Genomic DNA, 23,202 nt, shown 5'->3' with positions numbered 1-23,202 from the left:
GATCTCCGCGCACGACGAGGCCGCGGCCGCCGTGCGCGAGGCCGCCGCGACCGGGCGCCCGCTGGCCGACGTGGTCGCCGCGCGCGACGACATCGACGTCACCGAGCTGCTCGCCGGCGGCCCCGACGTCGGGGAGGCCGCCGAGCAGGTGGAGGCGGTCCTGGCCGAGCACGTCCGGCTGACCGAGGGGGAGCGATGAGCGCGGTCGAGGTCTCGTACACCGTCGACGGGGCGGCCGACGCGCCGGTCGTCGTCCTGTCCAACTCGCTCGGGGCGACCCGGGCCATGTGGGACCCGCAGGTGCCGGCGCTGGCCGAGCGGTACCGCGTGGTCACCTACGACGGCCGGGGGCACGGGGAGTCGCCCGCCCCGGCCGGCCCGTACACCCTCGACGACCTCGTCGACGACGTGCTCCTGGTCCTGGACCGGGTCGGCGCCGAGCGCGCGCACGTCGCCGGGGTCTCCCTCGGCGGGATGGTCGGCATGCGGATGGCCGCCCGCGAGCCCGCGCGGGTGCACCGGCTCGCGGTCATGTTCAGCTCGGCGAAGGTCGACCCGCAGGGCTTCCTCGACCGGGCGGCGCAGGCCCGCTCCGGGGGCACCGCGCAGTTCGCGCCGACCGTCGTGCAGCGCTGGCTGACCCCGGCCCACGCCGCGGACCACCCCGACCTCGTCGCCCGGCTCGAGGCGATGATCGCCGGCGCCGACGACGAGGGCTACGCCGCCTGCTGCGAGGTGGTCGGCAACGTCGACCTGCGCGAGGACCTCGGGCGCATCACCGCCCCGACCCTCGTCATGTCCGGCGCGGACGACCCGGCGCTGCCGCCACCGCACCAGGAGGCGATCGCCGCGGGCATCCCCGGGGCGGAGCTGCTCAGCCTCAGCCCGGGGGCGCACCTGGCCAACCTCGAGCGCACGCTGGAGGTCACGGGCGCCCTGCTGGCCCACTTCGACGCTGATGGGAACGCCCGATGAGCGACCTGCCGGACACCGACGCCGCCCGCCGCGAGGCCGGCATGCGGACCCGCCGCGAGGTGCTGGGCGACGCGCACGTCGACCGCGCCGTCGCCGGCACCACCCCCTTCACCGAGGGCTTCCAGGACTTCATCACCCGGGTGGCCTGGGGCGACGTCTGGCAGCGGCCGGAGCTGTCGCGCCGGGACCGCAGCCTGATGACGCTGTCGATCACGATCGCGCTGCGGCACTGGGAGGAGTTCGCCCTGCACGTGCGCGCGGCGAAGAACAACGGCCTCTCCGACGAGGAGATCGGCGCGGTCATCCAGCACGCCGCCGTCTACGCCGGCGTGCCCGCGGCCAACCACGCGTACAAGGTGGCCGGCCCGATCCTCGACGAGCTCCGCGGCACCTCCGCCTGACCGGCGAACTGTCGACGGGTGGACATGTCGACAGGGAGACCGAAACGGGTACCCGGCGTCCCCGACGCGTGGGATGGTCGGCCATGGCCGAGGTCCGGACGACGGTGCAGCAGCCCCGCCGGGGCACCTTCCCGAACGGGATGGAGTACCTGACCTGGGGGGACGGCCCGCGCACGCTGCTGTCGATCCCGGGCGGCCCGGGAAGCTTCCTGCCCACCGGGGCCATGGCGCGGATGGTCGTGGGCCAGTCCCGCCCGTACGTCGCCGCCGGGTACGCCGTCTGGGTCGTCACCCGCCGCCGGGGCATGCCCCCCGGCCACGGCGTCGCCGACATGGCCGACGACTACGCGCAGGTCGTCGCCGAGCACCTCGGCGGCCAGGTGGACGTCGTCGTCGGGGAGTCGTACGACGGTCTGGTGGCCCAGCACCTGGCCGCCCGGCACCCCGGGCGGCTCGGCCGCCTGGTCCTCGTGGTCTCCGGCTGCGAGGTCAGCGAGTGGGGCAAGGACGTCGACACGCGCCTGGCCACGGCGCTGGCGCGGGGGGACGCCACGGCCGCCGGGACGGCGTTCGCCGAGTACCTCCTGCCCGGGTCCGCGATGCGGTGGCCGCGGCGGCTGCTGGGGCCGCTGGTCGGCCGGGCCCTGTTCGCCGAGGAGCTGTGCCCACCGGGTGACGTCCTCACCGAGCTGCGCGCCGAGACGTCGTTCGACTCCCGGTCGGTGCTCCCGACGGTCACGGTGCCGGTCCTGGTCGTCTCCGGCAGCCGTGACCGGTTCTTCCCGCCGGCGGTGGTCGAGGAGACCGCCGCCCTCGTGCCGGACTGCCGGGTCGTCCGGTACGAGGGGAAGGGCCACCTGGGCACGGGGTCGGACAAGCGGGTCGCCCGGGACGTCCTGGCCTTCGCCGGCGGCACCTGACCCGGCTCCGTCGACCCGGGTGGTGCGACGGGTCAGACGGAGGCGGGGAGCGTCATCTCGCGGACGTCGTCGGCGATCGCGAGCGGGGCGCCGGTCTTCTCGACCACCTCGTCCACGGTCACGCCGGGCGCGGTCTCGCGGAGCACCAGACCGCCGGGCGTCACGTCGATGACGGCGAGCTCGGTGACGATCCGGTCGACGCAGGCCTTGCCGGTGAGCGGCAGGGTGCACTCCTGGACGATCTTCGGCGACCCGTCGCGGGCGACGTGCTCCATCATGATGACCACGCGCTTGGCGCCGTGGACCAGGTCCATCGCGCCGCCCATGCCGTTGACCATCTTGCCCGGGATGAGCCAGTTGGCGAGGTCGCCGCGGGTGTTGACCTGCATCGCGCCCAGGACGGCGACGTCGAGGTGCTTGCCGCGGATCATCCCGAACGACAGCGCGGAGTCGAAGAAGCTCGCTCCGGGCAGGACCGTCACGGTCTCCTTGCCGGCGTTGATGAGGTCCGGGTCCTCCTCGCCCTCGAAGGGGTAGGGGCCCACACCCAGCACACCGTTCTCCGAGTGGAGGACGACGTGCACGCCCTCGGGCACGTAGTTCGGGACGAGCGTCGGCATGCCGATGCCGAGGTTGACGTACTGGCCGTCCTCGAGCTCGAGGGCGACGCGCGCGGCCAGCTGCTCACGGGTCAGGCTCATCGGGGGAGTCCTCTCTCGGCGGTGGCCTCCTCGCCGGCGGCGGCCGGGGTGTCGGAGCGGTCGGTACGGGGGCGGCTGGTGCGCTTCTCGATCGGCTTGTGCTCGGACCCCACCACCACGACGCGGTCGACGAAGACCCCGGGGAGGTGCACGTCCTCGGGGCGGAGGTCGCCCGGCTCGACGAGCTCCTCGACCTCGGCGATCGTGACCCGACCGGCCATGCCGGCCAGCGGGTTGAAGTTGCGCGCCGACTCGTGGAAGTAGAGGTTCCCGTGCCGGTCGCCCTTGAGCGCGTGCACCAGCCCGAAGTCGGCGGTCAGCGCGGTCTCCAGCACGTACTGCTGGCCGTCGAACTCGCGGACCTCCTTGGGCCGGCTGGTCTCGACCACGTTGCCGTCGGCGTCGTACCGGATCGGGATGCCGCCGTCGGCGACGAGGGTGCCGACCCCGGTCGGGGTGTAGAAGGCGGGGATGCCGGCGCCGCCGGCGCGCAGCCGCTCGGCCAGCGTGCCCTGCGGGGTGAGCTCGACCTCCAGCTGCCCCGAGAGGTACAGCCGCGCGAGCTCCTTGTTGCCGCCGACGAAGGAGCTGATCGTCTTGCGGATCCGGCCGGCGTAGAGCAGCACGCCGAGCGCCTGGTCGTCCACGCCGCAGTTGTTGGAGATCGTCGTCAGCTCGTCGGTGCCCTGCTCGAGGAGGGCGTCGATGAGCGCGAACGGCACTCCGCAGAGGCCGAACCCGCCGACGGCGAGCACCGAGCCCGGCGCGATGTCGGCGACGGCCTCGCGGGCACCGGCCACGACCTTGTCCACGTCAGGCCTCCCGCTCGCGGAGGGCGGTGGGCGCGGCCCACCCGTGGCGCGTGCGCGTCCGGTCCACCAAGTGCTCCCATCGGTCAGCCTGCGGGATGACCAGTATCGCCGCCCTGCGGGCCCGTTTCGACGTGCGCACCCCACTGGACGGAATGCGCGCTGCACACATAGCCCGGGAACTCCGTCGCCCCCGGGCCCGTTGCGCGGGCATGGAGCTGACCTGCCCGAAGTGTCACGGGACCATGCGGACCTACGAGCGCAACGGCGTGCACGTCGACCAGTGCTCGGACTGCCGGGGGATCTTCCTGGACCGCGGCGAGCTGGACGGTCTCATCGACGCGGAGAACGCCTACCACGGTGGCGCCGCCCAGCAGCCCCAGGCGGCGCACCGGCCCTCCGGCCAGCAGCACGGCGCCCCGGCGGCCGCGGGCCTCGGCGGGGTGGTCAGCGAGGTGCTGCGGCAGGTGCAGGGGTCCGGGCACTCGTCGTCGCACTCGGGCTACGGGAAGCCGCACAAGAAGAAGTCGCTGATGAGCGAGCTCTTCGGCTGACCCGGCTCAGGGGAGGCGGACGGTCAGCCGCACGCTGATCCCGCCCTCGCCGGGGTGGTGATCGCCGCCCCGGATGTCCACGTAGTCGCACAGCTGGCGGGCCAGCCAGAGCCCCATGCCGCCGCGGGAGAGGTCGTCCCCGTGCGCCGGGCCGTACCCGGCGAAGGGGTCGTCCCAGCCGGGGCCGCCGTCGGTGATGGTGCAGACGACCCGGTCGGGTGCGGTCCACAGCCGCAGGTCCACCGGTGGCCGGCCGTGCCGCACCGCGTTCGAGCTCATCTCGTCGACGGCGAGGAGGAAGTCCTCGACCAGGTCCGGCGGCGCGACGAGGGCAGCGAGCTCGGTGGCGACGGCGTGCCGCAGCCCGACGAAGTCGGCGACGTCGCTCGCAGCGAACCGCGGCGGCGTGCGCTCCAGCGGCTCGTCGGGGACGGGCAGGCTGCGGAGGTAGTCCGCCGGCTCGGTGAACGAGGGGCTGGGCGTGCGGCTGGTCGGGGACACCAGCCGGCGGTGCGTCCGGCGCCCGGCCTCCACCACCGGGCCCGGCAGGCGGGTGGTGTCGAAGAGGCAGACCCCCCACAGGTCCAGGCCGAGGAGCGCCTCGTTGATGACCGCCTCGTAGCGCTCCCACTCGAGCCAGTCGCGCTCGGTCGGGCCGAAGTCGATCTCGCCGACGACACGCACGCGGTGCCGCCCGCCGGGGCGTTGTCCCGGGCCAGGCGGCGGAAGCTGGTGATCGCCGCCGGCGTGCGGTGGCCGTAGGCGGTGCCCTCGTCGAGGACGAGGATGCGCGGCTCGTCGCCCAGCGCCTCCCGGAGCACCGCGGCGGTGTCGGACCGGACGGCGACGACGGCGGCGTCGCCGGCGGCCAGCCCGTCGTGCAGGAAGGGGACCACCGTGCCGACGAGGTCGTCGACGGAGTCGTAGACCAGGGCGTCGTGCGGAAGGCCCCGGGCGAGGGATGGTCCACCCCGCCCGTCGCAGTCCAGTTCACCCGTGCCCCCGACGTCCCGGGCCCGACTTCTCCGGACCCGTCCCCTCCACGGTAGGCGACCTCGGCCGACCGGACAGCCCGAGCAGCTCACGGGCGCGGAAAGCCGGCATGCCGGTTTCACCGGACCGCTCGCGGGCAGGTGTGCGGGCGCAGCTGCGGAGGGAGACACACCATGGCGATCGCCACCATCAACCCGGCCACCGGGGAGACGCTCAAGACCTACGAGCCGCTCACCGACGAGGCGCTGGAGGAGAAGCTCGCCCGGGCCGCGGCGGCCTTCGAGGGCTACCGGCTGACGACGGCCCAGCAGCGGGCCGGCTGGCTGCGCGCCGCCGCCGACGCGCTGGAGGCCGACACCGGCTCCGTCGCCGAGCTGATGACGACGGAGATGGGCAAGACGCTGGCGTCGGCGAAGGCGGAGGCGACCAAGTGCGTCGCCGCGCTGCGCTGGTACGCCGAGCACGGGCCGGCGTACCTGGAGCCGGTCGAGAAGGACGCCGAGGCGGTGAAGGCGCAGCGGGCCTACGTCACCTACCAGCCCCTGGGCGTGGTGCTGGCGATCATGCCGTGGAACTTCCCGCTCTGGCAGGCCATGCGCTTCGCCGCCCCCGCGCTGATGGCGGGCAACGTCGGGCTGCTCAAGCACGCGAGCAACGTGCCGCAGACCGCGCTCTACCTGGAGGAGCTCTTCCGCAAGGCCGGCTTCCCCGACGACGTGTTCCAGACCCTGCTGGTCGGGTCCTCGACCATCGAGCAGGTGCTGCGCGACGACCGGGTCGTCGCCGCGACGCTCACCGGCAGCGGCCCGGCGGGGCAGTCGGTGGCCGCCATCGCCGGTGACGCGCTGAAGAAGACGGTGCTGGAGCTGGGTGGCTCCGACCCGTTCATCGTGATGCCCTCGGCCCACCTGGACCGGGCCGCCGAGGTGGCGACGACCGCCCGGAACCAGAACAACGGCCAGAGCTGCATCGCCGCCAAGCGGTTCTTCGTCCACCGCGACGTCGCCGAGGAGTTCACCCGGCTCTTCGCGGAGAAGATCGGCGCGCTGACCGTCGGGGACCCGATGGACCCCGACACGCAGATCGGCCCGCTGGCGACCGAGTCCGGCCTCCAGGACGTCGAGGAGTACGTCGAGGACGCCCGGAGCAAGGGCGCGACGGTGGTCGTCGGCGGGAGGCGGGTCGACCGGCCGGGCTGGTTCTACGAGCCGACGCTCATCGCCGACGTCACGCCCGAGATGAGGGTGCACAGCGAGGAGGTCTTCGGTCCCGTCGCCGCGCTGTACGTCGTCGACAGCCTGGAGGAGGCGATCCGGATCGCGAACTCGCACGTGTACGGGCTCGGCTCGAACCTCTGGAGCGAGGACGAGGAGGAGCGGACGCAGTTCGTGCGCGACATCCAGTCCGGGATGGCGTTCATCAACGGCATGACCGCCAGCTACCCCGAGCTGCCCTTCGGCGGCGTCAAGCAGAGCGGGTACGGCCGGGAGCTGACCGAGCTCGGCATGCGCGAGTTCATGAACGCCAAGACCGTGTGGGTGGGACCGCCCAGCAGCGAGCAGAGCGAGGGCAACACGGCCGGGGCCGCCGCCGAGTGACCGTCGCGAGGCACAGTGGAGGCGTGTTCGACGTCGACTGGATGGGCCTGCTGACCCGGGAGGTGCTCCGCGAGCGCGGGGCGGCGCTGATCGCCGAGAGCTGCGCGTGGGCCGTAGGGCTCTCCGACCAGCCGCACCACGAGAGACGGGCCGGCAGGCTGGTGGCCACCGGCCTGACGGTCGGCGAGCGCGCCGCGCACGGGCGGCCGCTCGCCGGCGAGGAGGACGGCCGCCTGGAGCTGGGCGACGCCCGGCCCGGGAGCTTCCAGGACGCGCTGAACATGCTGGGCGCCGACGGCCGGGTGCAGGCCGAGCGGTTCGACGACGAGGTGCTGGTGCCCTTCGTCGCGGACACCTGCCGGCTGGCCGCCGAGCGGGCGCGGACCAGCCGGCGAGCGGCCTGGGAAGAGCTGGCCGACGACCTCGGCGAGGACCCGCGCGACCTGCTGGACGTGGTGCGGGCCGGTGGCTGGGAGGCGCCGCTGCGCATCGACGCCGAGCACCTGGTGCTCGCCGCGCTCGGCACCGTCCCGCTGATCGAGGTGGAGGCCGAGGGGCTGCCGCTGTCGCTGGTGCGCGCGGCCGAGGCGACCGCCCGGGCGGCCGCCGCCCCGGAGCCGGCCCCGGTGCCCGACGACAGCCTGGCCGGTGCGCTGTTCCTCGCGCGGGCGGCGCTGGAGGAGTCCGGCTGCACCGTGCCGGTGCGCCCGGAGGAGGCCGACCTGCTGCTGGTCGCGCTGGGCGACAACGGCCTCGAGCCCGACGAGGTGACCGCGGTGCTGCCGCACCTCCCGGTGGAGGAGGCGACGATCAGCCGGATCGCCGCCACCCTCGCCGCCCGCTGACCCGGAGCGCCGGCCGTCACCGGGGGCGGCGGGGACGTGTCCGGGGTCCCCGCGGTGGGTAGCCATGACCGGCATGTCGAAGAACACCGATCAGGGTCAGCAGCGAGCCGCCGTGCGCGAGGCGAAGCGCCAGGGCGTCGCCCCGAGCGCCGCCGGCGTCACGACCGGCGCCTCCAAGCAGATCGAGCACCACACCCACGGCGACGACCGGCACGAGCACTCCAGCGCGCGGGGGAAGAGCAAGACCTGACGCCGGGCGCGCTCAGACCTCCTCGACCGCGAAGGTCCGCGACGGGGTGACGTACTCCTCCTGGGCGGCCACGAGCAGGATCTCCCGGGAGCCGGCCTCCTCGGTGCGGGCGAGCAGCCCGAACACCGACGCCGACGCGCGCGCCAGCGCCTCGGCGGCCGACCGGGTGTCCAGCCAGTGGGCGAGGAAGAGGGCTGCGATCGCGTCGCCGGCCCCGTTGACCGAGACGCCGAGGCGCGGCGTGCGCACCCGGAAGTGCCGGCCGCCCTCGGAGGCCAGCAGGTCGACCGAGTCGTCAGGGGTGTCCTCGGCGACCAGCGACGTGGTGAGCACGACCCGCGGCCCCAGCGCCTGGACCGCGGCGACCGCGTCCTTGACCGAGGTCAGCGAACGGGTCTCCCGGCCGGAGAGCAGGTCCAGCTCGTAGTGGTTCGGCGTCACGATGTCGGCGGCGGGGACCGCGACCTCGCGCATGAGCTCCTCGATGCCCGGCCGCACGAACACCCCGCGGCCGACGTCGCCGATGACCGGGTCGCAGCAGTAGACGGCGGCCGGGTTGGCCTCGCGGACCCGCGCTACGGCCCCCACGACGGCGTGCCCGATGTCGGCCGAGCCCAGGTAGCCGGACAGGACGGCGTCGCAGGACCCGAGGACGCCGCGGTCGGCGACCCCCTGCACCAGCTCGTCGATCGACTGGCCGTCGTAGACGCGGCCGGTCCACTGGCCGTAGCCGGTGTGGTTGGAGAACTGGACGGTGTGCACCGGCCACACCTCGATGCCGAGCCGCTGCAGCGGGAACACCGCCGAGCTGTTGCCCACGTGGCCGTAGGTGACGTGCGACTGGATGGAGAGGACAGCGGTCACGCGGAGACCCTGGCACACCGCCGACGGCGCGGAGCGGCGTCCCCCCGCGGCGCGGGGGAGGGGCTCACCCCGTGGCCGACGTGCCCGTGCGGCCGGTCACCTCGACCTGCGGCCGGGACTGCCAGAGCGCCCACTCGGCGCTGACGTCCCCGGCGGTCCGCATCAGCTGCGGCAGGTGCTCGGTGAGCAGCAGCTCGGTGGAGGTCTCGGCCGCGTGGACGGTGACGTTCATGGCCGCCCGGACGACGCCGGCGCCGTCGCGCACCGGGACGGCGACCGACCGGACGCCCGGTGCCAGCTCCTCGTCGGCCAGGGCCCAGCCGCGCGCCCGCACCTCGGTCAGCTCGTCCTGCAGCTGCGCGGGGGACCGGCGCAGCGGGGTGGGCAGCCCGGACCGGGACGGCTCGGCCAGCGTTCCGGCGAGATCGTCGGGGGAGAGGGCGGCGAGCAGCACCTTGCCCTGCGAGGTCTGGACCGCGGGGAATCGCGTGCCGATGTCGACCCGGAGGGCGATGAGCTTCGGCACCGCCACGCGCGCGACGTAGACGATGTCGGAGCCGTCGAGCTGGGCCATCGACGACGACTCGCCCGTGCGCCCGACCAGCGCCTCCATGTGCGGCCGCGCGATGTCCCACAGCCCCAGCGAGCTCACGTAGGCCATGCCCAGCTCGAGCACCTTGGGGGTGAGCGAGAAGGCGCCCTCGGAGGAGCGGACGTAGCCCAGCTCCTCCAGGGTGAGCAGCAGCCGCCGCGCCGTGGGCCGGGCCAGCGACGCCGCCGTGGCGACGTCGCTGAGCGACATGCTGCGGCGCCCGGCGTCGAAGCAGGCCAGCACGTCCAGCCCCCGCGCGAGGGCCTCGACGAAGTCCGGCCCGGTACCGCGTCCCGCCATGTGGTGACCTCTCGTCGGTCCGTCTGATCAGCGCTCGTTCGCGAGGTGCTCCTCGAACACCTGCTCCCGGGCGGCGTGCGTGCCCTCCGACTTGTAGTCGGTGTACTGGTAAGGGTTGTCCAGCAGCTTCGGGTCGGGCAGGTCGGGGTGCATGCCGGCCACCCAGGTCTCCTCGCCGAGCTCGGAGCGCAGGTGCTCGACGGTGTCCTCGATCTCGCGTCGGACGCCGGGCAGGTCGCTGTCGACCAGCGCGTGGGCGTGCTTCACGACCCGGCCGTCGACGAGCACCGTGTGCACGTCCCCCCGCTGCGCCTGGAAGGCCACGTGGCCGTAGGGGTTCAGCACCGGGAAGGAGACCGGGGAGGCGTCGTTCTTGATCAGGACGACGTCGGCCTTCTTGCCCGCCTCGAGGCTGCCCAGGTCGTCGCGGCCGAGCGTGGCCGCACCGCCGCGGGTGGCCCAGCGGACGACGTCCTCGGCGCGCAGCTCCAGCTGGGTGACGGTGTCGCCCTTGAGGTGCGCCTCGAAGTGCTCGCGGGAGCGGTCGGCGCCGAGGGTCGTGCGCATGGCCGAGAACAGGTCGCCGCTCCACCATACGCTGGTGTCCATCGACAGCGACACCGGGATGCCGTGCCGGCGCACCTGCCAGGTGGGCGGGTAGCCCTGCCCGGCGCTCTGCTCGGACTCGGTGGAGACCGAGATGGAGCCTCCGGTCGCCGCGATCCGGTGGTAGGAGTCGGGGCTCAGGCTGGCCGCGTGCACGTAGACGGTCTCGGGGCCCATGAAGCCGTGCTCGTGCATCAGCCGGATGCCGTCGTCGTTGGTCGCTCCCCAGACGCCGGCGTGCGTGGTGACCGGGAGGCCCAGGTCCCGTGCCACCTCGAAGGCGGCCTTCTCGGGGAAGCTGGGGTCGCCGGTCACGTCGAAGGCCAGCTGGAGGCCGAGCATGCCGTCGGCGGAGTCGCGGTGCCGCTCCAGGAAGGAGCGGACGGCCGGGTCGGCGGTCCACTCCCACGGGGCGGCCTGGATGTTGCCGTAGGCGAGGACGAAGCGGCCGGGCACCGAGCGGAGCGCGGAGACGGCGGCCTCGGCGTGGTCGACCGACTGGAGGCCGTGCGACCAGTCGACGGTGGTGGTGACGCCGGCCTCGAGCGACTCCAGGGCCGAGAGCCGGTTGCCGGCGGCGACGTCCTGGGGGCGGAACTTCCGGCCGTGCTCGAGGTAGTACCAGACGAAGTACTGCGTGAGGGTCCAGTCGGCGCCGTAGCCGCGCATGGCGGTCTGCCACATGTGGCGGTGGGTGTCGATCATGCCGGGCATGACGATGCCGCCCCGGGCGTCGATCTCCTGGGTGCCCTCGGGCACCTCCAGCGCCGGCCCCACGGCGGCGATGCGGTCGTCGACCACCAGGACGTCGGCGTCGGGCAGGATCGTGCCCGCGTCGTCCATGGTCAGGACCGTGCCGTTGCGCAGGACCACCGGCCGGCCGGTCACCGGGGTGGGCTCGGGCTGGGTCATCGTCTCCTCCAGGGGCTTCCAAGACGATACGGACGCCTGTCCGCTTGACGGACGGCCGATGCGATGCACGTCACGATGCTGCCCGCGGTCGCGCCTGTCAACCGGGTCCGGCGCGGTCACGAACCGCGCGCCCGCCTGCGGTTGACAGCACCGCGACGGCAGGCCGAGACTCGGCGGCAGTTCGGCGGACGGCTGTCCGCGCGCACCGAGGCGAGGAGTGGCTGAGCACCCCATGAGCGATCCCGGAGCAGTGCCCACGCCGCCGGCGCCCGACCGTCCCGGGCCGCTCTCCGGGCTGCTCGTCGCGGACTTCTCGCGCATCCTGGCCGGCCCGTACAGCACGATGCTGCTGGCCGACCTCGGCGCCGAGGTGGTCAAGGTCGAGGGGCCCGGCGGTGACGACACCCGCACCTGGGCACCCCCCGTGGCACAGGTCGGGGGCCAGGACGTCTCCACCTACTACCTGGGCGTGAACCGCAACAAGCGCTCCGTGGCGCTGGACCTGAAGGACCCCGGGGACCTCGCCGCCGCCCAGGAGCTGGCGCGCCGCGCCGACGTGCTGGTGGAGAACTTCAAGCCCGGCGGCCTGGGCCGCTTCGGCCTGGACTACGCGAGCGTCTCGGCCACGAACCCGCGGGTCGTCTACGCCTCCATCAGCGGCTTCGGCAGCGGCCCCGGCGGCAGGTCGCTGCCCGGCTACGACCTCATCGTCCAGGCGATCTCGGGCCTGATGAGCCTCACCGGGGACCCCGAGGGCGACCCCTACCGGGCCGGTGTCGCCGTCTTCGACGTCATGGCCGGCCTGCACGCCACGATCGGCGTCCTCTCGGCGCTCAACCACCGGCACGAGACCGGCCGCGGCCAGCACGTCGAGGTCAGCCTGCTCGCCTCGGCGATGTCCGGGCTGGTGAACCAGACCAGCGCCTTCGTCGCCGGCGGCGTCGTCCCCTTCCGGATGGGTAACAGCCACCCGAGCCTGTTCCCGTACGAGCCGCTGCCGTGCTCGGACGGCGACCTGATCATCACCGCGGGGAACGACGGCCAGTTCCGCAAGCTGTGCGAGGTGCTCGGCCTGCCGGAGCTCACCGAGGACCCCCGGTTCCTGCGCAACGAGGACCGCACGGCCAACCGCGAGCAGCTGCGCCCGCTGCTCGTGGAGCGCCTGGCCACCCGGACCAAGATGGAGTGGTTCCGCGACATCATCGCCGCGGGGGTGCCCTGCGGGCCGATCAACACCATCGACCAGGGCGTCGCCTTCGCCGAGGAGGTCGGCCTCGACCCGGTCGTGACCGTCGGGGAGGGGCCCGCCGCCGTCCGGTCGGTGCGCCACCCCATCCGGTTCTCCGACACCGCGGCCTCCTACCGGCTGCCGCCGCCGGCCGTGGACGAGCACGGCGACGAGATCCGCCGCTGGCTGGCCGCGCCGGCCGAGGAGGGACAGCAGTGAGCGAGCCCGTGTACCCGACCGCGCTGGGCGCCTCGAGCCTGGAGCGGATCACCCTGCTCGGCACCGACCTCGCCGAGGACGTCATGGGGAAGGTCGGCTTCGGCGAGCTGGCCTTCTGGCTGGCCACCCAGCGCCGGCCCAGCCCGGGGGAGACCCGGGTGTTCGAGGCGGTGCTCGCCGCGCTCGCCGACCACGGCTTCACCCCGACGGCGATCGTCACCCGGCTCACGTACCTGTCGGCGCCGGACTCCATCCAGGGCGCGCTGGCCGCCGGCCTGCTCGGAGGTGGCTCCCGGTTCCTGGGCGTGACCGAGGACTGCGGGCGGTTCCTCCACGAGGTGCTCGCCTCGGTGGAGGGCCCGCTGCCCACCGACGACGCCGGCTGGGACGCCCTCGCCCTGGAGACGGTGACCGCGCAGCGCGCCGCGAAGCGCTTCGTGCCGGGGCTGGGCCACCACGTGCACAAGCAGGGCGACCCGCGCACGCCCCGGCTGTTCGCGATCGCGACCGAGGAGGGGCTCTACGGCCCGCACCTGTCGCTGTTCGCCGCCATCGGCCGGGTGCACGCCCAGGTGCTCGGCAAGCAGCTGCCGCTCAACGGCGCCGGCGTCTGCGGCGCCGCGCTGGCCGACCTGGGCCTGCCGATGCAGCTGCTGCGCGGCTTCGCGCTGCTGGCGCGCACCGCCGGGCTGATCGGCCAGCTCGCCGAGGAGCTGCGGAACCCGGTGGCCAACGACGTCTTCCTCTCCGTCGACCTGCACAACCGCCCGGTCGACCCCGACCCGTTCGTCCCCGACCCGCTGCCCCGCAGCGACGCCTGAGGGGGTGCCGATGCGCGCCGTCGTCGTCCGGGCGCCGGGGGAGACCCCGGTCGTCGCCGACCACCCGGCACCACGCCCCGCCCCCGGGCGCAGCGTGGTCCGGGTGAGCGCGGCCCCGGTCGTGCCGCTGGACCTGCTGTGCGCCTCGGGCACCAGCTACTTCGGCAGCCCTGCCGTGCCCTACGTCCCCGGCGTCCAGGGCGTCGGCGTGGTCGAGAGCTCCACGACGCTCCCCGCCGGCACCCGCGTCTGGTTCGCCACCTCCGCCGGGATGGCCCCGGGGGACGGCAGCCTGGCCGAGCTGTGCACCGTCGCCGACGACGACCTCGTCCCGGTGACCGCGGACGTGCCCGACGCCGCGCTCGCCGCGCTCGGGCTCTCGGCGGTGGCCGCCTGGATGTCGCTCACCTGGCGCGGGGGGCTGCAGCCGGGCGAGCACGTCCTCGTGCTCGGCGCGGGGGGAGCGGTCGGTCAGGCCGCCGTCGGTGCGGCGAGGGTCCTGGGGGCCGGCCGCGTCGTCGCGGTCGCGCGCTCGGAGACCTCCCGCGACCGGGCCCTGGCGGCCGGCGCCGACGAGGCGCTCGCCCCCGGCACCGACGTGGCCACGCTCGCCGACCGGCTGGCCGGCGCGACCGGTGGCCGGCTGGACCTCGTCGTCGACCCCGTCTTCGGGGCCGCCGCCACCGCGGCGTCCCGCGTGCTCTCACCCGGCGGCCGGCTGGTCAACCTCGGCGGCGCCTCGGGCGACGTCGCCGAGTTCTCCTCCGCGGTGCTGCGGTCCCGCAGCGCCTCGATGCTCGGCTACACCAACAACGCGCTCACCGTGGAGCAGCGCCGCGCGGCCGTCACCACCGTCGCCGAGCACGCCGCCGCGGGCGCGCTCGCGGTGGCCCACGAGAAGGTCGCCCTCGGCGACGCCGCCGGCGCCTGGCGGCGGCAGGCCACCGGCGACCCCGGCGTGCGGCTGGTGCTCACCCCCTAGAACTGGACCTCCGCGGTGGGCGCGGAGGAGGCAGCGCGACCGGCCCCCGGCGCGCGGACGGCAGGAGGAACTCCCGTGCAGCTGGTCACCGAGGACAACATCACCGAGCTCGCCGTGCAGCGGTGGGCCACGGCCGGCGACCCGCGCCTGGCGGAGCTCATGACGGCGCTGGTCCGGCACCTGCACGACTTCGCCCGCGAGGTCCGGCTGACCGAGGCCGAGTGGATGGCGGCCATGCAGTGGCTGACCGCCACGGGGCAGATCAGCAACGAGAAGCGGGAGGAGTTCATCCTCGCCTCCGACGTCCTGGGCCTGTCGATGCTCGTCGTCCAGATGAACCACCGGCTGGACCCGCGGGCCACCCCGGCGACGGTGCTCGGCCCGTTCCACATCGAGGGGTCGCCGGAGCTGGGCTACGCGGCCGACATGTCCGAGGGGCTGCCCGGCACGCCGCTGTACCTCCACGGCACGCTCCGGGACCTGGAGGGCAACCCGGTCCCGAATGCCGTGCTCGACGTCTGGCAGGCCGACACCGAGGGCGCCTACGAGTCGCAGATCCCCGACATCGACGAGGCACGGCTCCGGGCGAAGTACACGACCCGCGAGGACGGCACGTACTGCGTCCGGACGATCGCGCCGCTGGGCTACGCCATCCCGATGGACGGGCCGGTCGGCGACCTGATCAGCCGGACCGAGATCAGCTACTTCCGCCCGGCCCACATCCACTTCCTGATCAACGTGCCCGGCTACGAGCCGCTCATCACCCACCTGTTCCAGGAGGGGTCGGACTACCTCGACAGCGACGTCGTCTTCGGCACCAAGCAGGAGCTGGTCACCACGTTCGAGCAGCGCGAGCCGGGGCCGACGCCCGGCGGCGGGCACAGCGACGTGCCGTGGCTGGAGTCGCGGTACGACTTCGTGCTGCAGCGCCAGGGCTGAGGGCGCGCCCCCGCCCCGGACCTGCGGGGCGGGGGCGCTCGGCGCCACTAGGTTGACGGACGCAACCTGTGTCGACGGGCCGAGCGCCGCTCGGGGCCCTGGAGGAAGTCCGTGTCGCGTCTCGCCGTCCTGTCCCTGCGCAACCGGGCGCTCATCGGCCTGGTGACCGTGGCCGTCGTGGTCTTCGGCCTCATCTCGGCCGCGTCGCTGAAGCAGGAGCTCATCCCGTCGCTGCAGATCCCGGCCGCGGCCGTGGTCGCCACCCAGCCGGGCGCCTCCCCGGAGGTCGTCGAGCGGCAGGTCGTGGAGCCGCTGGAGCAGGCGATCTCCTCGGTGCCCGACGTCGTGGCGGTGACGTCGACGGCGAGCACGGGCCTGGCCGCCGTCACCGTCGAGCTCGAGTACGGCTCCGACGTCGACGCGGCGGCCAGCGCCCTGCAGACCGCGGTGAGCCGGGTGCAGGCCCAGCTCCCCGACGACGTCGAGCCGCAGGTGCTCACCGGCTCGCTGGCCGACCTGCCGGTGGTGCAGCTGGCCGTCGCCGCCCCCGGTGACCCCGCCGCCCTCGCCGAGCGCATCGACGCCGCCGTCGTGCCGCTGTTCGAGGGCATCGACGGCGTCCGCGACGTGACCGTGACCGGTGCCGACGAGGCGCGCGTGCAGGTGACGCTCGACCCGGCCGCCCTCGCCGCCGCCGGGGTGTCGCCCGCGGCGGTGACCACCGTGCTGCAGGACAACGGCGTGGTGCTGCCGGCCGGCTCGCTGACGGTGGGGGAGCAGACGCTGCCCGTCCAGGCCGGGACGCGGCTCACCTCGGTCGAGGACCTCCGGGCCGTCCCGCTCACCGGTGCCCGGGGCACGGTGACGACGCTGGGCGAGGTGGCCCGGGTCGAGCTCGCCGCCGCCCCGCCGACCTCCTTCTCACGGGTCGACGGCGAGCCGGCGCTGGCCGTCGGGCTCACCCAGACCCCCGACGGCAACACCGTGGAGATCTCGAACGCGGTGGCCGACCTGCTGCCGGAGGTGCGCGAGGCGCTGGGCGAGGGCAGCGTCGTCGCCGTCGTCTTCGACCAGGGCCCGTTCATCGAGGAGTCGATCGCCGGCCTGGCGACCGAGGGCGGGCTGGGCCTGGTCTTCGCCCTGCTGGTCATCCTGGTCTTCCTGGCCTCGGTGCGGTCCACGCTGGTGTCCGCGGTGTCCATCCCGGTCTCGCTGTGCGTCACCTTCATCGGGCTGGAGGTCGCCGGGTTCTCCCTGAACATCCTCACGCTGGGCGCGATGACGGTGGCCATCGGCCGCGTGGTCGACGACTCGATCGTGGTCATCGAGAACATCAAGCGGCACCTGTCCTACGGGGAGGCGCGCTCGACGGCGATCGTCGGTGCGGTCCGGGAGGTGGCGGGCGCGGTCACCGCGTCGACCATCACCACGGTCGCCGTCTTCCTGCCGATCGCGCTCGTGGGCGGGCTGGTCGGCGAGCTCTTCCGGCCCTTCGCGCTCACGGTGGCCATCGCGATGCTGGCCAGCCTGGTCGTCTCGCTCACCATCGTCCCGGCGCTGGCCTCGGTGTTCCTCCGGGCGCCGGACGCCGACCGGACCGAGGCCGAGCTCGCGCGCAGCCGGGAGGAGGCCGAGGAGGCCGAGCGGCGCACCTGGCTGCAGCGGCTGTACCTGCCGGCGCTGCGCTGGGTGCTGGCCCACCGCCGCTGGACGCTGGCCGGCGCACTGGCGGTCCTCGTCGGCACCCTGGCGCTCACCCCGCTCCTGCAGACCAACTTCATCGGCGACTCCGGCCAGAACACCGTCACGGTCACCGCCGCCTACCCGGCCGGCACCAGCCTGGCGGCGCAGGACGAGCGGGCCCGCACCCTCGAGGAGGCGCTCAGCGGCCTCGACGGGGTGGGCACCGTGCAGAGCACGGTGGGCTCGGCCGGCGGGCTCGCCGCGTTCTCCGGTGGTGGCGGGACGCCCCGGGCGACGTTCGCCCTGACCCTGGCCGAGGACGCCGACCCCGAGGCAGTGGGTGACGACATCCGCTCGGCCGCCGAGGACCTCGGCGACGTCGGCGACGTGACGGTGGCGTCGGCCGGCTCCGGTTTCGGGCCCTCGACGGTCGACGTCCTGGTGCAGTCGACCGACCCCGGTGCCCTGGCCGAGGCGGCCGCGCAGGTGCAGGAGGCGGTCGAGGACGTCCCCGGCGCCACCGACGTGACCAACGACCTGACCGGCGCGCTCCCCGTCGTCCGGGTGGTCGTCGACCCGGTCGCGGCCGCGCGCGCGGGGCTCACCGAGGCCCAGGTGACGCGCACCCTGGCCGGCCTGTCCGCGGCGGTGCCGATCGGCTCGGTCGACGTCGACGACGTCGCGACGCCGGTGTACCTGCAGCCGCTGCAGGCCCCCACGACGCCGGAGCAGCTGGGCGCGGTCGTGCTGCCCGCGCCGACCGGCCCGGTGCCCCTGGCCCGGGTGGCGACGGTGGAGCAGGTCCAGGTGCCCAGCTCGGTCAGCCGGATCGACGGCTCACGGGCCGCGACCGTGTCGGCGACCCCGGCCGACGCCGACCTGGGCAGCCTGACCAGCGCGCTGACGGCGGCCGTCGACGAGCTCGACCTGCCCGACGGCGTCGACGTGACGATCGGCGGCGTGGCGTCGGACCAGAGCGAGGCCTTCGCCGACCTCGGCCTGGCGCTGCTGATCGCGATCGTGATCGTCTACCTGGTCATGGTGGCGACCTTCCGCAGCCTGGCCCAGCCGCTGATCCTGCTGGTCTCGGTGCCCTTCGCCGCGACCGGCGCCCTGCTCATGCTGCTGGCCACCGGGGTGCCGCTGGGCGTGCCGGCGCTCATCGGCGTGCTGATGCTCATCGGCATCGTCGTCACCAACGCCATCGTGCTGATCGACCTGGTCAACCAGTACCGCGAGCGCGGCCGCCCGCTGGCCGAGGCGGTCACCGAGGGCGCCCGCAAGCGCCTGCGGCCGATCGTGATGACCGCGGCGGCGACGGTGCTGGCCCTGACGCCCATGGCGTTCGGGCTCACCGGTGGCGGGGTGTTCATCTCCCAGCCCCTGGCGCTGGTGGTGATCGGCGGGCTGGTCAGCTCCACGCTGCTCACGCTGCTGCTCGTGCCGGTGCTCTACACCGCGCTGGAGACCCGGCGCGAGCGCCGGCAGGAGAGGCGCGCCGCCGGAGCCGCGAAAACCGGTTGATCGGGCCTCGACACTGGGCGCATGCGGATCGTCTTCCGGCGCATGGCCGACCGCCGGCCGGTGGAGACCCTGGTCGAGCGCGACGACGGTGTCGTCTTCGCCATGCGCGGGGCCGGCGGCGGGGCCGACCTGCCGCACGACCTCGTGCACGCTCTCGTCGAGCAGGAGCTCGGCGTGCGCGACGGGATCTGGGGCTGCGTCGCCGACGGGGTGGTCTGGGGCAGCATGCGGCACGTCTCCGGACGGCGGCCGCCGCGCTCCGAGGAGCGCTCGGTCCGGCTGAAGCGCGAGCGGACGGTCGCGATCCACCGTGCGGAGGCCCTCGCCGACGTCGTCGGCCGCTGCGCGTCCGGGCGGGAGGTCCTGCCCCGCGAGGTCGAGGTGCTCGGCCTTCCCCGCGCGCGGCTGGACGCCGCCGCGCTCGCGCTGCGGGACGCCGCGGCGAAATGGGCCGCGCTCTCGCCGGGCGAGGAGTGGGTCGTCGAGTGGGGGCACCAGGCCCGGGGTGGTCCGTCCGGGCGGCGGCGACGGGGCTGATCCCGGCGCCGCCACCGTCCGGGCGCTCAGACGATCGGCGCGGGGCCGCCGTCCGGCGGCGGGGCGACCGGGCCGGTCGGGTCCGGGAGGCCCGAGGGGTCCGGGGCGCCGGGGGTGTCCGGGTCGGCCGGGGTGGGGTCCGGCGCCGGCGGCTGGGGATCGGGAGTCGTCATGCACCGACGCTAGCCAGGCGACGGCCGCCGCGCCCGGCGAGGCGTGGCCCGGCGAGGTGGGTTTGTGCCGTGCTCGGGGCGGGAACCGGGGACGCGTGGACGCCGAGATCTCGCTGACGGTCGACGGCGTGGCACGCCGCCTCACCGTGGACACCCGCACGACGCTGCTGGACACGCTCCGGGAACGGCTGGGCAACTGCAGCCCCAAGAAGGGCTGCGACCACGGGCAGTGCGGTGCGTGCACGGTGCTCCTGGACGGCGAGCGCGCGCTGAGCTGCCTGGCGCTGGCGGTCGCCCACGACGGTGCCGAGATCACCACCGCCGACGGCCTCGCGCGCGGCGGTGAGCTGCACCCGGTGCAGCAGGCCTTCCTCGACCGCGACGCCTTCCAGTGCGGCTACTGCACGCCCGGCCAGATCTGCTCCGCCGTCGGCGTGCTCGCCGAGGTGGACCGGGGATGGCCCAGCCATGCCAGCCCCGACCTCGTGGCCGATCCGGAGCTGTCCCACGACGAGGTGGCCGAGCGCATGAGCGGCAACCTGTGCCGGTGCGCCGCCTACGTCAACATCGTCCCGGCCGTGCAGCAGGCCGGAGGGGTGCAGGCGTGAAGCCGTTCGCGTTCGCCCGGCCGGGCAGCGTCGCCGAGGCCGTCCGCCAGGTGGCCGCCGAACCGGGTGCGGTGTTCCTCGGCGGGGGCACGAACCTGGTCGACCACCTCAAACTCGGGGTGGCGACGCCCGAGCTGGTCGTCGACGTCCGGAGGCTGACCTCCCGCGAGATCAGCGACCTGCCCGACGGCGGCCTGCGGCTGGGCGCGGCCACCACCAACAGCGAGGTCGCCGCCGACCGCCGCGTGCGGGAGCGCTACCCGGTGCTCGCCCAGGCGCTGCTGGCCGGCGCCACCGGCCAGCTGCGCAACCTCGCCACCACCGGCGGCAACCCGCTGCAGCGCACCCGCTGCGTCTACTTCCAGGACGTCACCACGGCGTGCAACAAGCGCGAGCCGGGCAGCGGCTGCTCGGCCGTGAACGGCTACACCCGGTACCACGCGGTCCTCGGGGTGCCCTCGGCCATGCCGGACCCGACGGCGCCCGAGACGTGCATCGCCACGCACCCCTCGGACATGGCCGTGGCGCTGGCCGCCCTCGACGCCGTCGTGCACGTGCTCGGCCCGGCCGGGGAGCGCACCATCCCCTTCGGCGAGCTGCACCGGCTCCCGGGCGACGACCCGTCCCGCGACACCGTGCTCGGCCACGGCGAGCTGGTCACCGCCATCGACCTGCCGCCGCTGCCCGACGGTGCGCGGTCGGCCTACCGCAAGGTGCGCGACCGGGCGTCCTACGCCTTCGCGCTGGTCTCCGTGGCTGCCGTCGTCGCCGGCGACAGCACATCCGAGCGCACGGTGCGGATCGCGCTCGGCGGCGTGGCGCACAAGCCGTGGCGTGCGGCCCGCGCGGAGGAGCTGCTCCGCGGCACCCCGCTCACCGAGCACGCCGTCGGCCACGCGATGGGGGTCGAGCTGACCACCGCACAGCCGCAGCCGGGCATCGACGGCGGCAACGGCTTCAAGATCCCGCTGGCCACGCGCACCGTCGTCGCCACCCTGCGCGACCTGACCCGGGAGACCTGACATGACCGAGCTGCTGGAGCCGCGGGCCATCGGCCGGGGACTGGTCCGCCGGGACGGCGAGGCCAAGGTCCGCGGCACCGCGACCTACGCCTACGAGACGCCCGTGGAACGGCCGGCCTACGCCTTCCCGGTGCAGGCCACGGTCGCCCGCGGCCGGGTCACCGCGGTGGACACCAGCGCGGCCGAGGCCCTGGACGGCGTGCTGGCGGTGCTCACCCACGAGAACGCCGAGCGGCTGGCCTCCACCGACGACCAGGAGCTCGCCGTCCTGCAGTCGGCCGAGGTCGCCTTCCGCGGCCAGCTCGTCGGCGTCGTCGTCGCCGGGACCTCCGAGCTGGCGCGGCAGGCCGCCGACCTGGTGCGGGTGGAGTACGCGGTGGAGGAGCACGACAGCGAGCTCGTCGTCGACCACCCCGCGCTGTACAAGCCGGAGAAGGTGAACCCGTCGTTCGAGACCGACACCGCCGAGGGCGACGTTGCCGCCGCCATGGCCACGGCGCACGCGACGGTCGAGCAGACGTACTCCACCGCGATGTACCACAACAACCCGCTGGAGCCCCACGCCACGACCGCCCTGTGGGACCCGTCAGCCGAGGTGCCGCTCACCGTGTGGGACTCCACCCAGGGCGTGCACCCCGACCGGGCCGCCGTGTGCGAGGTGTTCGGGCTGGGGCAGGAGCAGGTGCGCGTGATCTGCCCGTACGTGGGCGGCGGGTTCGGGTCCAAGGGCACCCCGCACGCCAACGTGATGCTCGCGGTGCTCGCCGCCCGCGCCGTGCCCGGCCGGCCGGTGAAGCTCGCCCTCACCCGGCAGCAGATGTTCTTCCTCGCCGGGTACCGGACCCCGACGATCCAGCGGATGCAGCTGGCCGCCGACCGGACCGGACGGCTGCAGGCGATCGCGATCGACGTCGTCGAGCAGACGTCGAGGATCAAGGAGTTCGCGGAGCAGACCGGCGTCCCCACCCGGATGATGTACGCCTCGCCGAGCCGCCGGACCACCCACCGGCTCGCGCCCCTCGACGTCCCCGTGCCCTCCTGGATGCGGGCGCCGGGGGAGTGCCCCGGCATGTTCGGGCCCGAGGTGGCCCTCGACGAGCTCGCCGAGGCCCTCGGCATCGACCCGGTGGAGCTGCGGATCCGCAACGAGCCCGCCGTCGACCCGGAGACCGGCAAGCCGTGGTCGAGCCGGCACCTGGTGGAGTGCCTGCGCGAGGGGGCCGAGCGGTTCGGCTGGGCCGACCGGCCGCCGGCCCGCCACCGCGAGGGCGACTGGTTCGTGGGCACCGGCGTCGCGTCCTCGGTGTACCCGACGATGCGCATGGCGACCTCCGAGGCGGTGGTCCGGTTCGAGAACGGCCGCTACGTCGTCGAGATCGGCGCCGCCGACCTCGGCACCGGCGCGTGGACGGTGCTGCCGCAGATCGCCGCCGACGCCCTGGACGTCCCCGTCGACGACGTCGAGGTGCGGATCGGTGACACCCGCCTGCCGGAGGCCTCGGTGGCCGGCGGCTCCTCGGGCACGAACACCTGGGGCTCGGCGATCACGGTGGCCGCCCGGGAGTTCCGGGCGAAGTTCGGCCGCGACCCGGGCGACGGCGACGAGGTCTCGGGCTCGGTGGACCAGGCCGCCATGGACGACACCCGAGCCGCGTACGCGTTCGGCGCCCAGTTCGCCGAGGTGCGGGTCAACGCCGACACCGGCGAGCTCCGCGTGCCCCGCCTGTACGGCGTCTTCGCCGCGGGCCGCATCATCAACCCGCGGACGGCGCGCTCCCAGCTCATCGGCGGCATGACGATGGGCCTGTCCATGGCGCTGCACGAGAACAGCGTGTGGGACCCGCGGATCGGGCAGGTCGCCAACCACGACCTGGCCGAGTACCACGTCACCGTCAACGCCGACGTGGGTGACGTGCAGGCGCACTGGCTGGACGAGCACGACCCCTACGTCAACGCGATGGGCAGCAAGGGCATCGGCGAGATCGGCATCACCGGCACGGCGGCCGCCGTCGTCAACGCCGTCCACCGCGCCACCGGCGTCCGCGTGCGCGACCTCCCGGTGACCCTCGACAAGGTGCTGCCCGGGCTGTCCTGACCCCGGCCGGGTGACCGCCGGCTCCGCGGGCGGGGGTGTAGCCCGGGGCCG

23 protein-coding genes and 2 pseudogenes are annotated in these 23,202 nt (G+C 74.5%); 17 read left to right on the top strand and 8 right to left on the bottom strand.

From position 1 onward, the window contains the following. The 4 genes and pseudogenes from E4P43_RS20010 to E4P43_RS15245 form a co-directional block, all read left to right on the top strand. Positions 1 to 199: pseudogene (locus tag E4P43_RS20010) on the top strand (3-carboxy-cis,cis-muconate cycloisomerase); the annotation flags it as partial. After that, entirely contained in the window at positions 196 to 975 is a 780-nt protein-coding gene (gene pcaD / locus E4P43_RS15255) for a 3-oxoadipate enol-lactonase (RefSeq protein WP_135146316.1), read from the top strand. The pseudogene E4P43_RS20010 and the gene pcaD, both read left to right, overlap by 4 nt. Then, positions 972 to 1,376, top strand: coding sequence for a 4-carboxymuconolactone decarboxylase (gene pcaC / locus E4P43_RS15250; RefSeq protein WP_135146315.1), 405 nt, complete (start codon positions 972 to 974; stop codon positions 1,374 to 1,376). The genes pcaD and pcaC overlap by 4 nt, the downstream gene beginning before the upstream one ends. Before the next feature lie 83 nt (positions 1,377 to 1,459). Further along, the gene (locus E4P43_RS15245; RefSeq protein ID WP_135146314.1) at positions 1,460 to 2,296 is read left to right on the top strand and encodes an alpha/beta hydrolase; all 837 of its coding nucleotides are present in this window, start codon (positions 1,460 to 1,462) and stop codon (positions 2,294 to 2,296) included. A gap of 32 nt (positions 2,297 to 2,328) precedes the next feature. On the opposite strand, the gene E4P43_RS15240 is transcribed toward E4P43_RS15245, so the two are convergent. After that, on the bottom strand, positions 2,329 to 2,997 hold the full coding sequence (locus tag E4P43_RS15240) for a CoA transferase subunit B (RefSeq protein WP_135146313.1): 669 nt from the start codon (positions 2,995 to 2,997) through the stop codon (positions 2,329 to 2,331). Further along, positions 2,994 to 3,809, bottom strand: coding sequence for a CoA transferase subunit A (locus tag E4P43_RS15235; protein WP_135146312.1), 816 nt, complete (start codon positions 3,807 to 3,809; stop codon positions 2,994 to 2,996). The genes E4P43_RS15240 and E4P43_RS15235 overlap by 4 nt, the downstream gene beginning before the upstream one ends. Before the next feature lie 209 nt (positions 3,810 to 4,018). On the opposite strand from E4P43_RS15235, the gene E4P43_RS15230 reads away from it, so the two are divergent. Next, positions 4,019 to 4,360, top strand: a complete 342-nt coding sequence (locus tag E4P43_RS15230) for a zf-TFIIB domain-containing protein (protein WP_135146311.1) — start codon at positions 4,019 to 4,021, stop codon at positions 4,358 to 4,360. Between the two features lie 6 nt (positions 4,361 to 4,366). Here the strand turns inward: E4P43_RS15230 and E4P43_RS15225 are convergent, their stop codons facing one another. Continuing rightward, on the bottom strand, positions 4,367 to 5,044 hold the full coding sequence (locus E4P43_RS15225; protein WP_245159157.1) for an anti-sigma factor RsbA family regulatory protein: 678 nt from the start codon (positions 5,042 to 5,044) through the stop codon (positions 4,367 to 4,369). A gap of 77 nt (positions 5,045 to 5,121) precedes the next feature. Further along, positions 5,122 to 5,256, bottom strand: a pseudogene (locus E4P43_RS20950) (sensor histidine kinase); the annotation flags it as partial. A 270-nt stretch (positions 5,257 to 5,526) separates the two neighbouring features. Here E4P43_RS20950 and E4P43_RS15220 point away from each other — a divergent pair. The 3 genes from E4P43_RS15220 (at position 5,527) to E4P43_RS15210 (ending at position 8,046) form a co-directional block, all read left to right on the top strand. Next, on the top strand, positions 5,527 to 6,951 hold the full coding sequence (locus tag E4P43_RS15220; protein WP_135146310.1) for an NADP-dependent succinic semialdehyde dehydrogenase: 1,425 nt from the start codon (positions 5,527 to 5,529) through the stop codon (positions 6,949 to 6,951). Positions 6,952 to 6,974: 23 nt separating this feature from the next. Continuing rightward, positions 6,975 to 7,796: a hypothetical protein gene (locus tag E4P43_RS15215; RefSeq protein WP_135146309.1), complete on the top strand. Its 822-nt coding sequence runs from the start codon at positions 6,975 to 6,977 to the stop codon at positions 7,794 to 7,796. 64 nt (positions 7,797 to 7,860) lie between these two features. Next, a complete protein-coding gene (locus E4P43_RS15210; RefSeq protein WP_135146308.1) occupies positions 7,861 to 8,046 on the top strand; it encodes a hypothetical protein in 186 nt (61 codons plus the stop codon). A gap of 12 nt (positions 8,047 to 8,058) precedes the next feature. Here the strand turns inward: E4P43_RS15210 and pdxY are convergent, their stop codons facing one another. The 3 genes from pdxY to E4P43_RS15195 all read right to left on the bottom strand — a co-directional run bounded on the left by pdxY (position 8,059) and on the right by E4P43_RS15195 (position 11,320). Continuing rightward, entirely contained in the window at positions 8,059 to 8,910 is an 852-nt protein-coding gene (gene pdxY / locus E4P43_RS15205) for a pyridoxal kinase PdxY (protein ID WP_135146307.1), read from the bottom strand. 64 nt (positions 8,911 to 8,974) lie between these two features. After that, positions 8,975 to 9,802, bottom strand: a complete 828-nt coding sequence (locus E4P43_RS15200) for an IclR family transcriptional regulator C-terminal domain-containing protein (RefSeq protein ID WP_135146306.1) — start codon at positions 9,800 to 9,802, stop codon at positions 8,975 to 8,977. A 27-nt stretch (positions 9,803 to 9,829) separates the two neighbouring features. Beyond that, positions 9,830 to 11,320 (bottom strand): amidohydrolase family protein, encoded by a 1,491-nt coding sequence (locus tag E4P43_RS15195; RefSeq protein ID WP_135146305.1) that lies wholly within the window; start codon positions 11,318 to 11,320, stop codon positions 9,830 to 9,832. Between the two features lie 232 nt (positions 11,321 to 11,552). Here E4P43_RS15195 and E4P43_RS15190 point away from each other — a divergent pair, with 232 nt between their 5' ends. The 6 genes from E4P43_RS15190 (at position 11,553) to E4P43_RS15165 (ending at position 19,253) form a co-directional block, all read left to right on the top strand. Continuing rightward, on the top strand, positions 11,553 to 12,767 hold the full coding sequence (locus E4P43_RS15190; RefSeq protein ID WP_135146304.1) for a CaiB/BaiF CoA-transferase family protein: 1,215 nt from the start codon (positions 11,553 to 11,555) through the stop codon (positions 12,765 to 12,767). After that, positions 12,764 to 13,588: a citryl-CoA lyase gene (locus E4P43_RS15185; protein ID WP_135146303.1), complete on the top strand. Its 825-nt coding sequence runs from the start codon at positions 12,764 to 12,766 to the stop codon at positions 13,586 to 13,588. Before E4P43_RS15190 ends, E4P43_RS15185 begins: the two co-directional genes overlap by 4 nt. A gap of 10 nt (positions 13,589 to 13,598) precedes the next feature. After that, positions 13,599 to 14,570 (top strand): zinc-binding dehydrogenase, encoded by a 972-nt coding sequence (locus tag E4P43_RS15180; protein WP_135146302.1) that lies wholly within the window; start codon positions 13,599 to 13,601, stop codon positions 14,568 to 14,570. A 75-nt stretch (positions 14,571 to 14,645) separates the two neighbouring features. Then, complete coding sequence (locus E4P43_RS15175) at positions 14,646 to 15,509, top strand: dioxygenase (protein ID WP_135146301.1); 864 nt, start codon at positions 14,646 to 14,648, stop codon at positions 15,507 to 15,509. A 111-nt stretch (positions 15,510 to 15,620) separates the two neighbouring features. Continuing rightward, the gene (locus E4P43_RS15170) at positions 15,621 to 18,716 is read left to right on the top strand and encodes an efflux RND transporter permease subunit (RefSeq protein WP_135146300.1); all 3,096 of its coding nucleotides are present in this window, start codon (positions 15,621 to 15,623) and stop codon (positions 18,714 to 18,716) included. Positions 18,717 to 18,737: 21 nt separating this feature from the next. Beyond that, positions 18,738 to 19,253, top strand: a complete 516-nt coding sequence (locus tag E4P43_RS15165; protein ID WP_135146299.1) for a hypothetical protein — start codon at positions 18,738 to 18,740, stop codon at positions 19,251 to 19,253. A 26-nt stretch (positions 19,254 to 19,279) separates the two neighbouring features. Here the strand turns inward: E4P43_RS15165 and E4P43_RS20005 are convergent, their stop codons facing one another. Then, positions 19,280 to 19,426 carry a hypothetical protein gene (locus E4P43_RS20005; protein WP_167759204.1) on the bottom strand — a complete coding sequence of 49 codons (147 nt, stop codon included), beginning with the start codon at positions 19,424 to 19,426 and terminating at the stop codon, positions 19,280 to 19,282. A gap of 95 nt (positions 19,427 to 19,521) precedes the next feature. On the opposite strand from E4P43_RS20005, the gene E4P43_RS15160 reads away from it, so the two are divergent. From E4P43_RS15160 to E4P43_RS15150, 3 genes are read left to right on the top strand one after another with little or no spacing between them, the layout of a single operon-like run. After that, the gene (locus E4P43_RS15160; RefSeq protein ID WP_135146298.1) at positions 19,522 to 20,034 is read left to right on the top strand and encodes a 2Fe-2S iron-sulfur cluster-binding protein; all 513 of its coding nucleotides are present in this window, start codon (positions 19,522 to 19,524) and stop codon (positions 20,032 to 20,034) included. Beyond that, positions 20,031 to 21,056 (top strand): xanthine dehydrogenase family protein subunit M, encoded by a 1,026-nt coding sequence (locus E4P43_RS15155; RefSeq protein WP_135146297.1) that lies wholly within the window; start codon positions 20,031 to 20,033, stop codon positions 21,054 to 21,056. Before E4P43_RS15160 ends, E4P43_RS15155 begins: the two co-directional genes overlap by 4 nt. Before the next feature lies 1 nt (position 21,057). After that, positions 21,058 to 23,151 (top strand): xanthine dehydrogenase family protein molybdopterin-binding subunit, encoded by a 2,094-nt coding sequence (locus E4P43_RS15150; protein ID WP_135146296.1) that lies wholly within the window; start codon positions 21,058 to 21,060, stop codon positions 23,149 to 23,151. The last annotated feature ends 51 nt before the right edge of the window (positions 23,152 to 23,202 follow it).

Source organism: Blastococcus sp. TF02A-35, from assembly GCF_004571075.1.
In the GTDB taxonomy this organism is placed as follows: Bacteria; Actinomycetota; Actinomycetes; order Mycobacteriales; family Geodermatophilaceae; genus Blastococcus.
Note: the sequence above shows the minus strand (reverse complement) of the source record. Positions and strands in the feature narration are given on the sequence as shown.

Excerpts from the sequence above, each read along its gene's own strand:
- pcaD (WP_135146316.1), top strand. The coding sequence starts at position 196 with ATGAGCGCGGTCGAGGTCTCGTACACCGTCGACGGGGCGGCCGACGCG.
- pcaC (WP_135146315.1), top strand. The coding sequence starts at position 972 with ATGAGCGACCTGCCGGACACCGACGCCGCCCGCCGCGAGGCCGGCATG.
- E4P43_RS15245 (WP_135146314.1), top strand. The coding sequence starts at position 1,460 with ATGGCCGAGGTCCGGACGACGGTGCAGCAGCCCCGCCGGGGCACCTTC.
- E4P43_RS15240 (WP_135146313.1), bottom strand. The coding sequence starts at position 2,997 with ATGAGCCTGACCCGTGAGCAGCTGGCCGCGCGCGTCGCCCTCGAGCTC.
- E4P43_RS15230 (WP_135146311.1), top strand. The coding sequence starts at position 4,019 with ATGGAGCTGACCTGCCCGAAGTGTCACGGGACCATGCGGACCTACGAG.
- E4P43_RS15220 (WP_135146310.1), top strand. The coding sequence starts at position 5,527 with ATGGCGATCGCCACCATCAACCCGGCCACCGGGGAGACGCTCAAGACC.
- E4P43_RS15210 (WP_135146308.1), top strand. The coding sequence starts at position 7,861 with ATGACCGGCATGTCGAAGAACACCGATCAGGGTCAGCAGCGAGCCGCC.
- E4P43_RS15200 (WP_135146306.1), bottom strand. The coding sequence starts at position 9,802 with ATGGCGGGACGCGGTACCGGGCCGGACTTCGTCGAGGCCCTCGCGCGG.
- E4P43_RS15195 (WP_135146305.1), bottom strand. The coding sequence starts at position 11,320 with ATGACCCAGCCCGAGCCCACCCCGGTGACCGGCCGGCCGGTGGTCCTG.
- E4P43_RS15190 (WP_135146304.1), top strand. The coding sequence starts at position 11,553 with ATGAGCGATCCCGGAGCAGTGCCCACGCCGCCGGCGCCCGACCGTCCC.
- E4P43_RS15180 (WP_135146302.1), top strand. The coding sequence starts at position 13,599 with ATGCGCGCCGTCGTCGTCCGGGCGCCGGGGGAGACCCCGGTCGTCGCC.
- E4P43_RS15165 (WP_135146299.1), top strand. The coding sequence starts at position 18,738 with ATGCGGATCGTCTTCCGGCGCATGGCCGACCGCCGGCCGGTGGAGACC.
- E4P43_RS20005 (WP_167759204.1), bottom strand. The coding sequence starts at position 19,426 with ATGACGACTCCCGATCCCCAGCCGCCGGCGCCGGACCCCACCCCGGCC.
- E4P43_RS15150 (WP_135146296.1), top strand. The coding sequence starts at position 21,058 with ATGACCGAGCTGCTGGAGCCGCGGGCCATCGGCCGGGGACTGGTCCGC.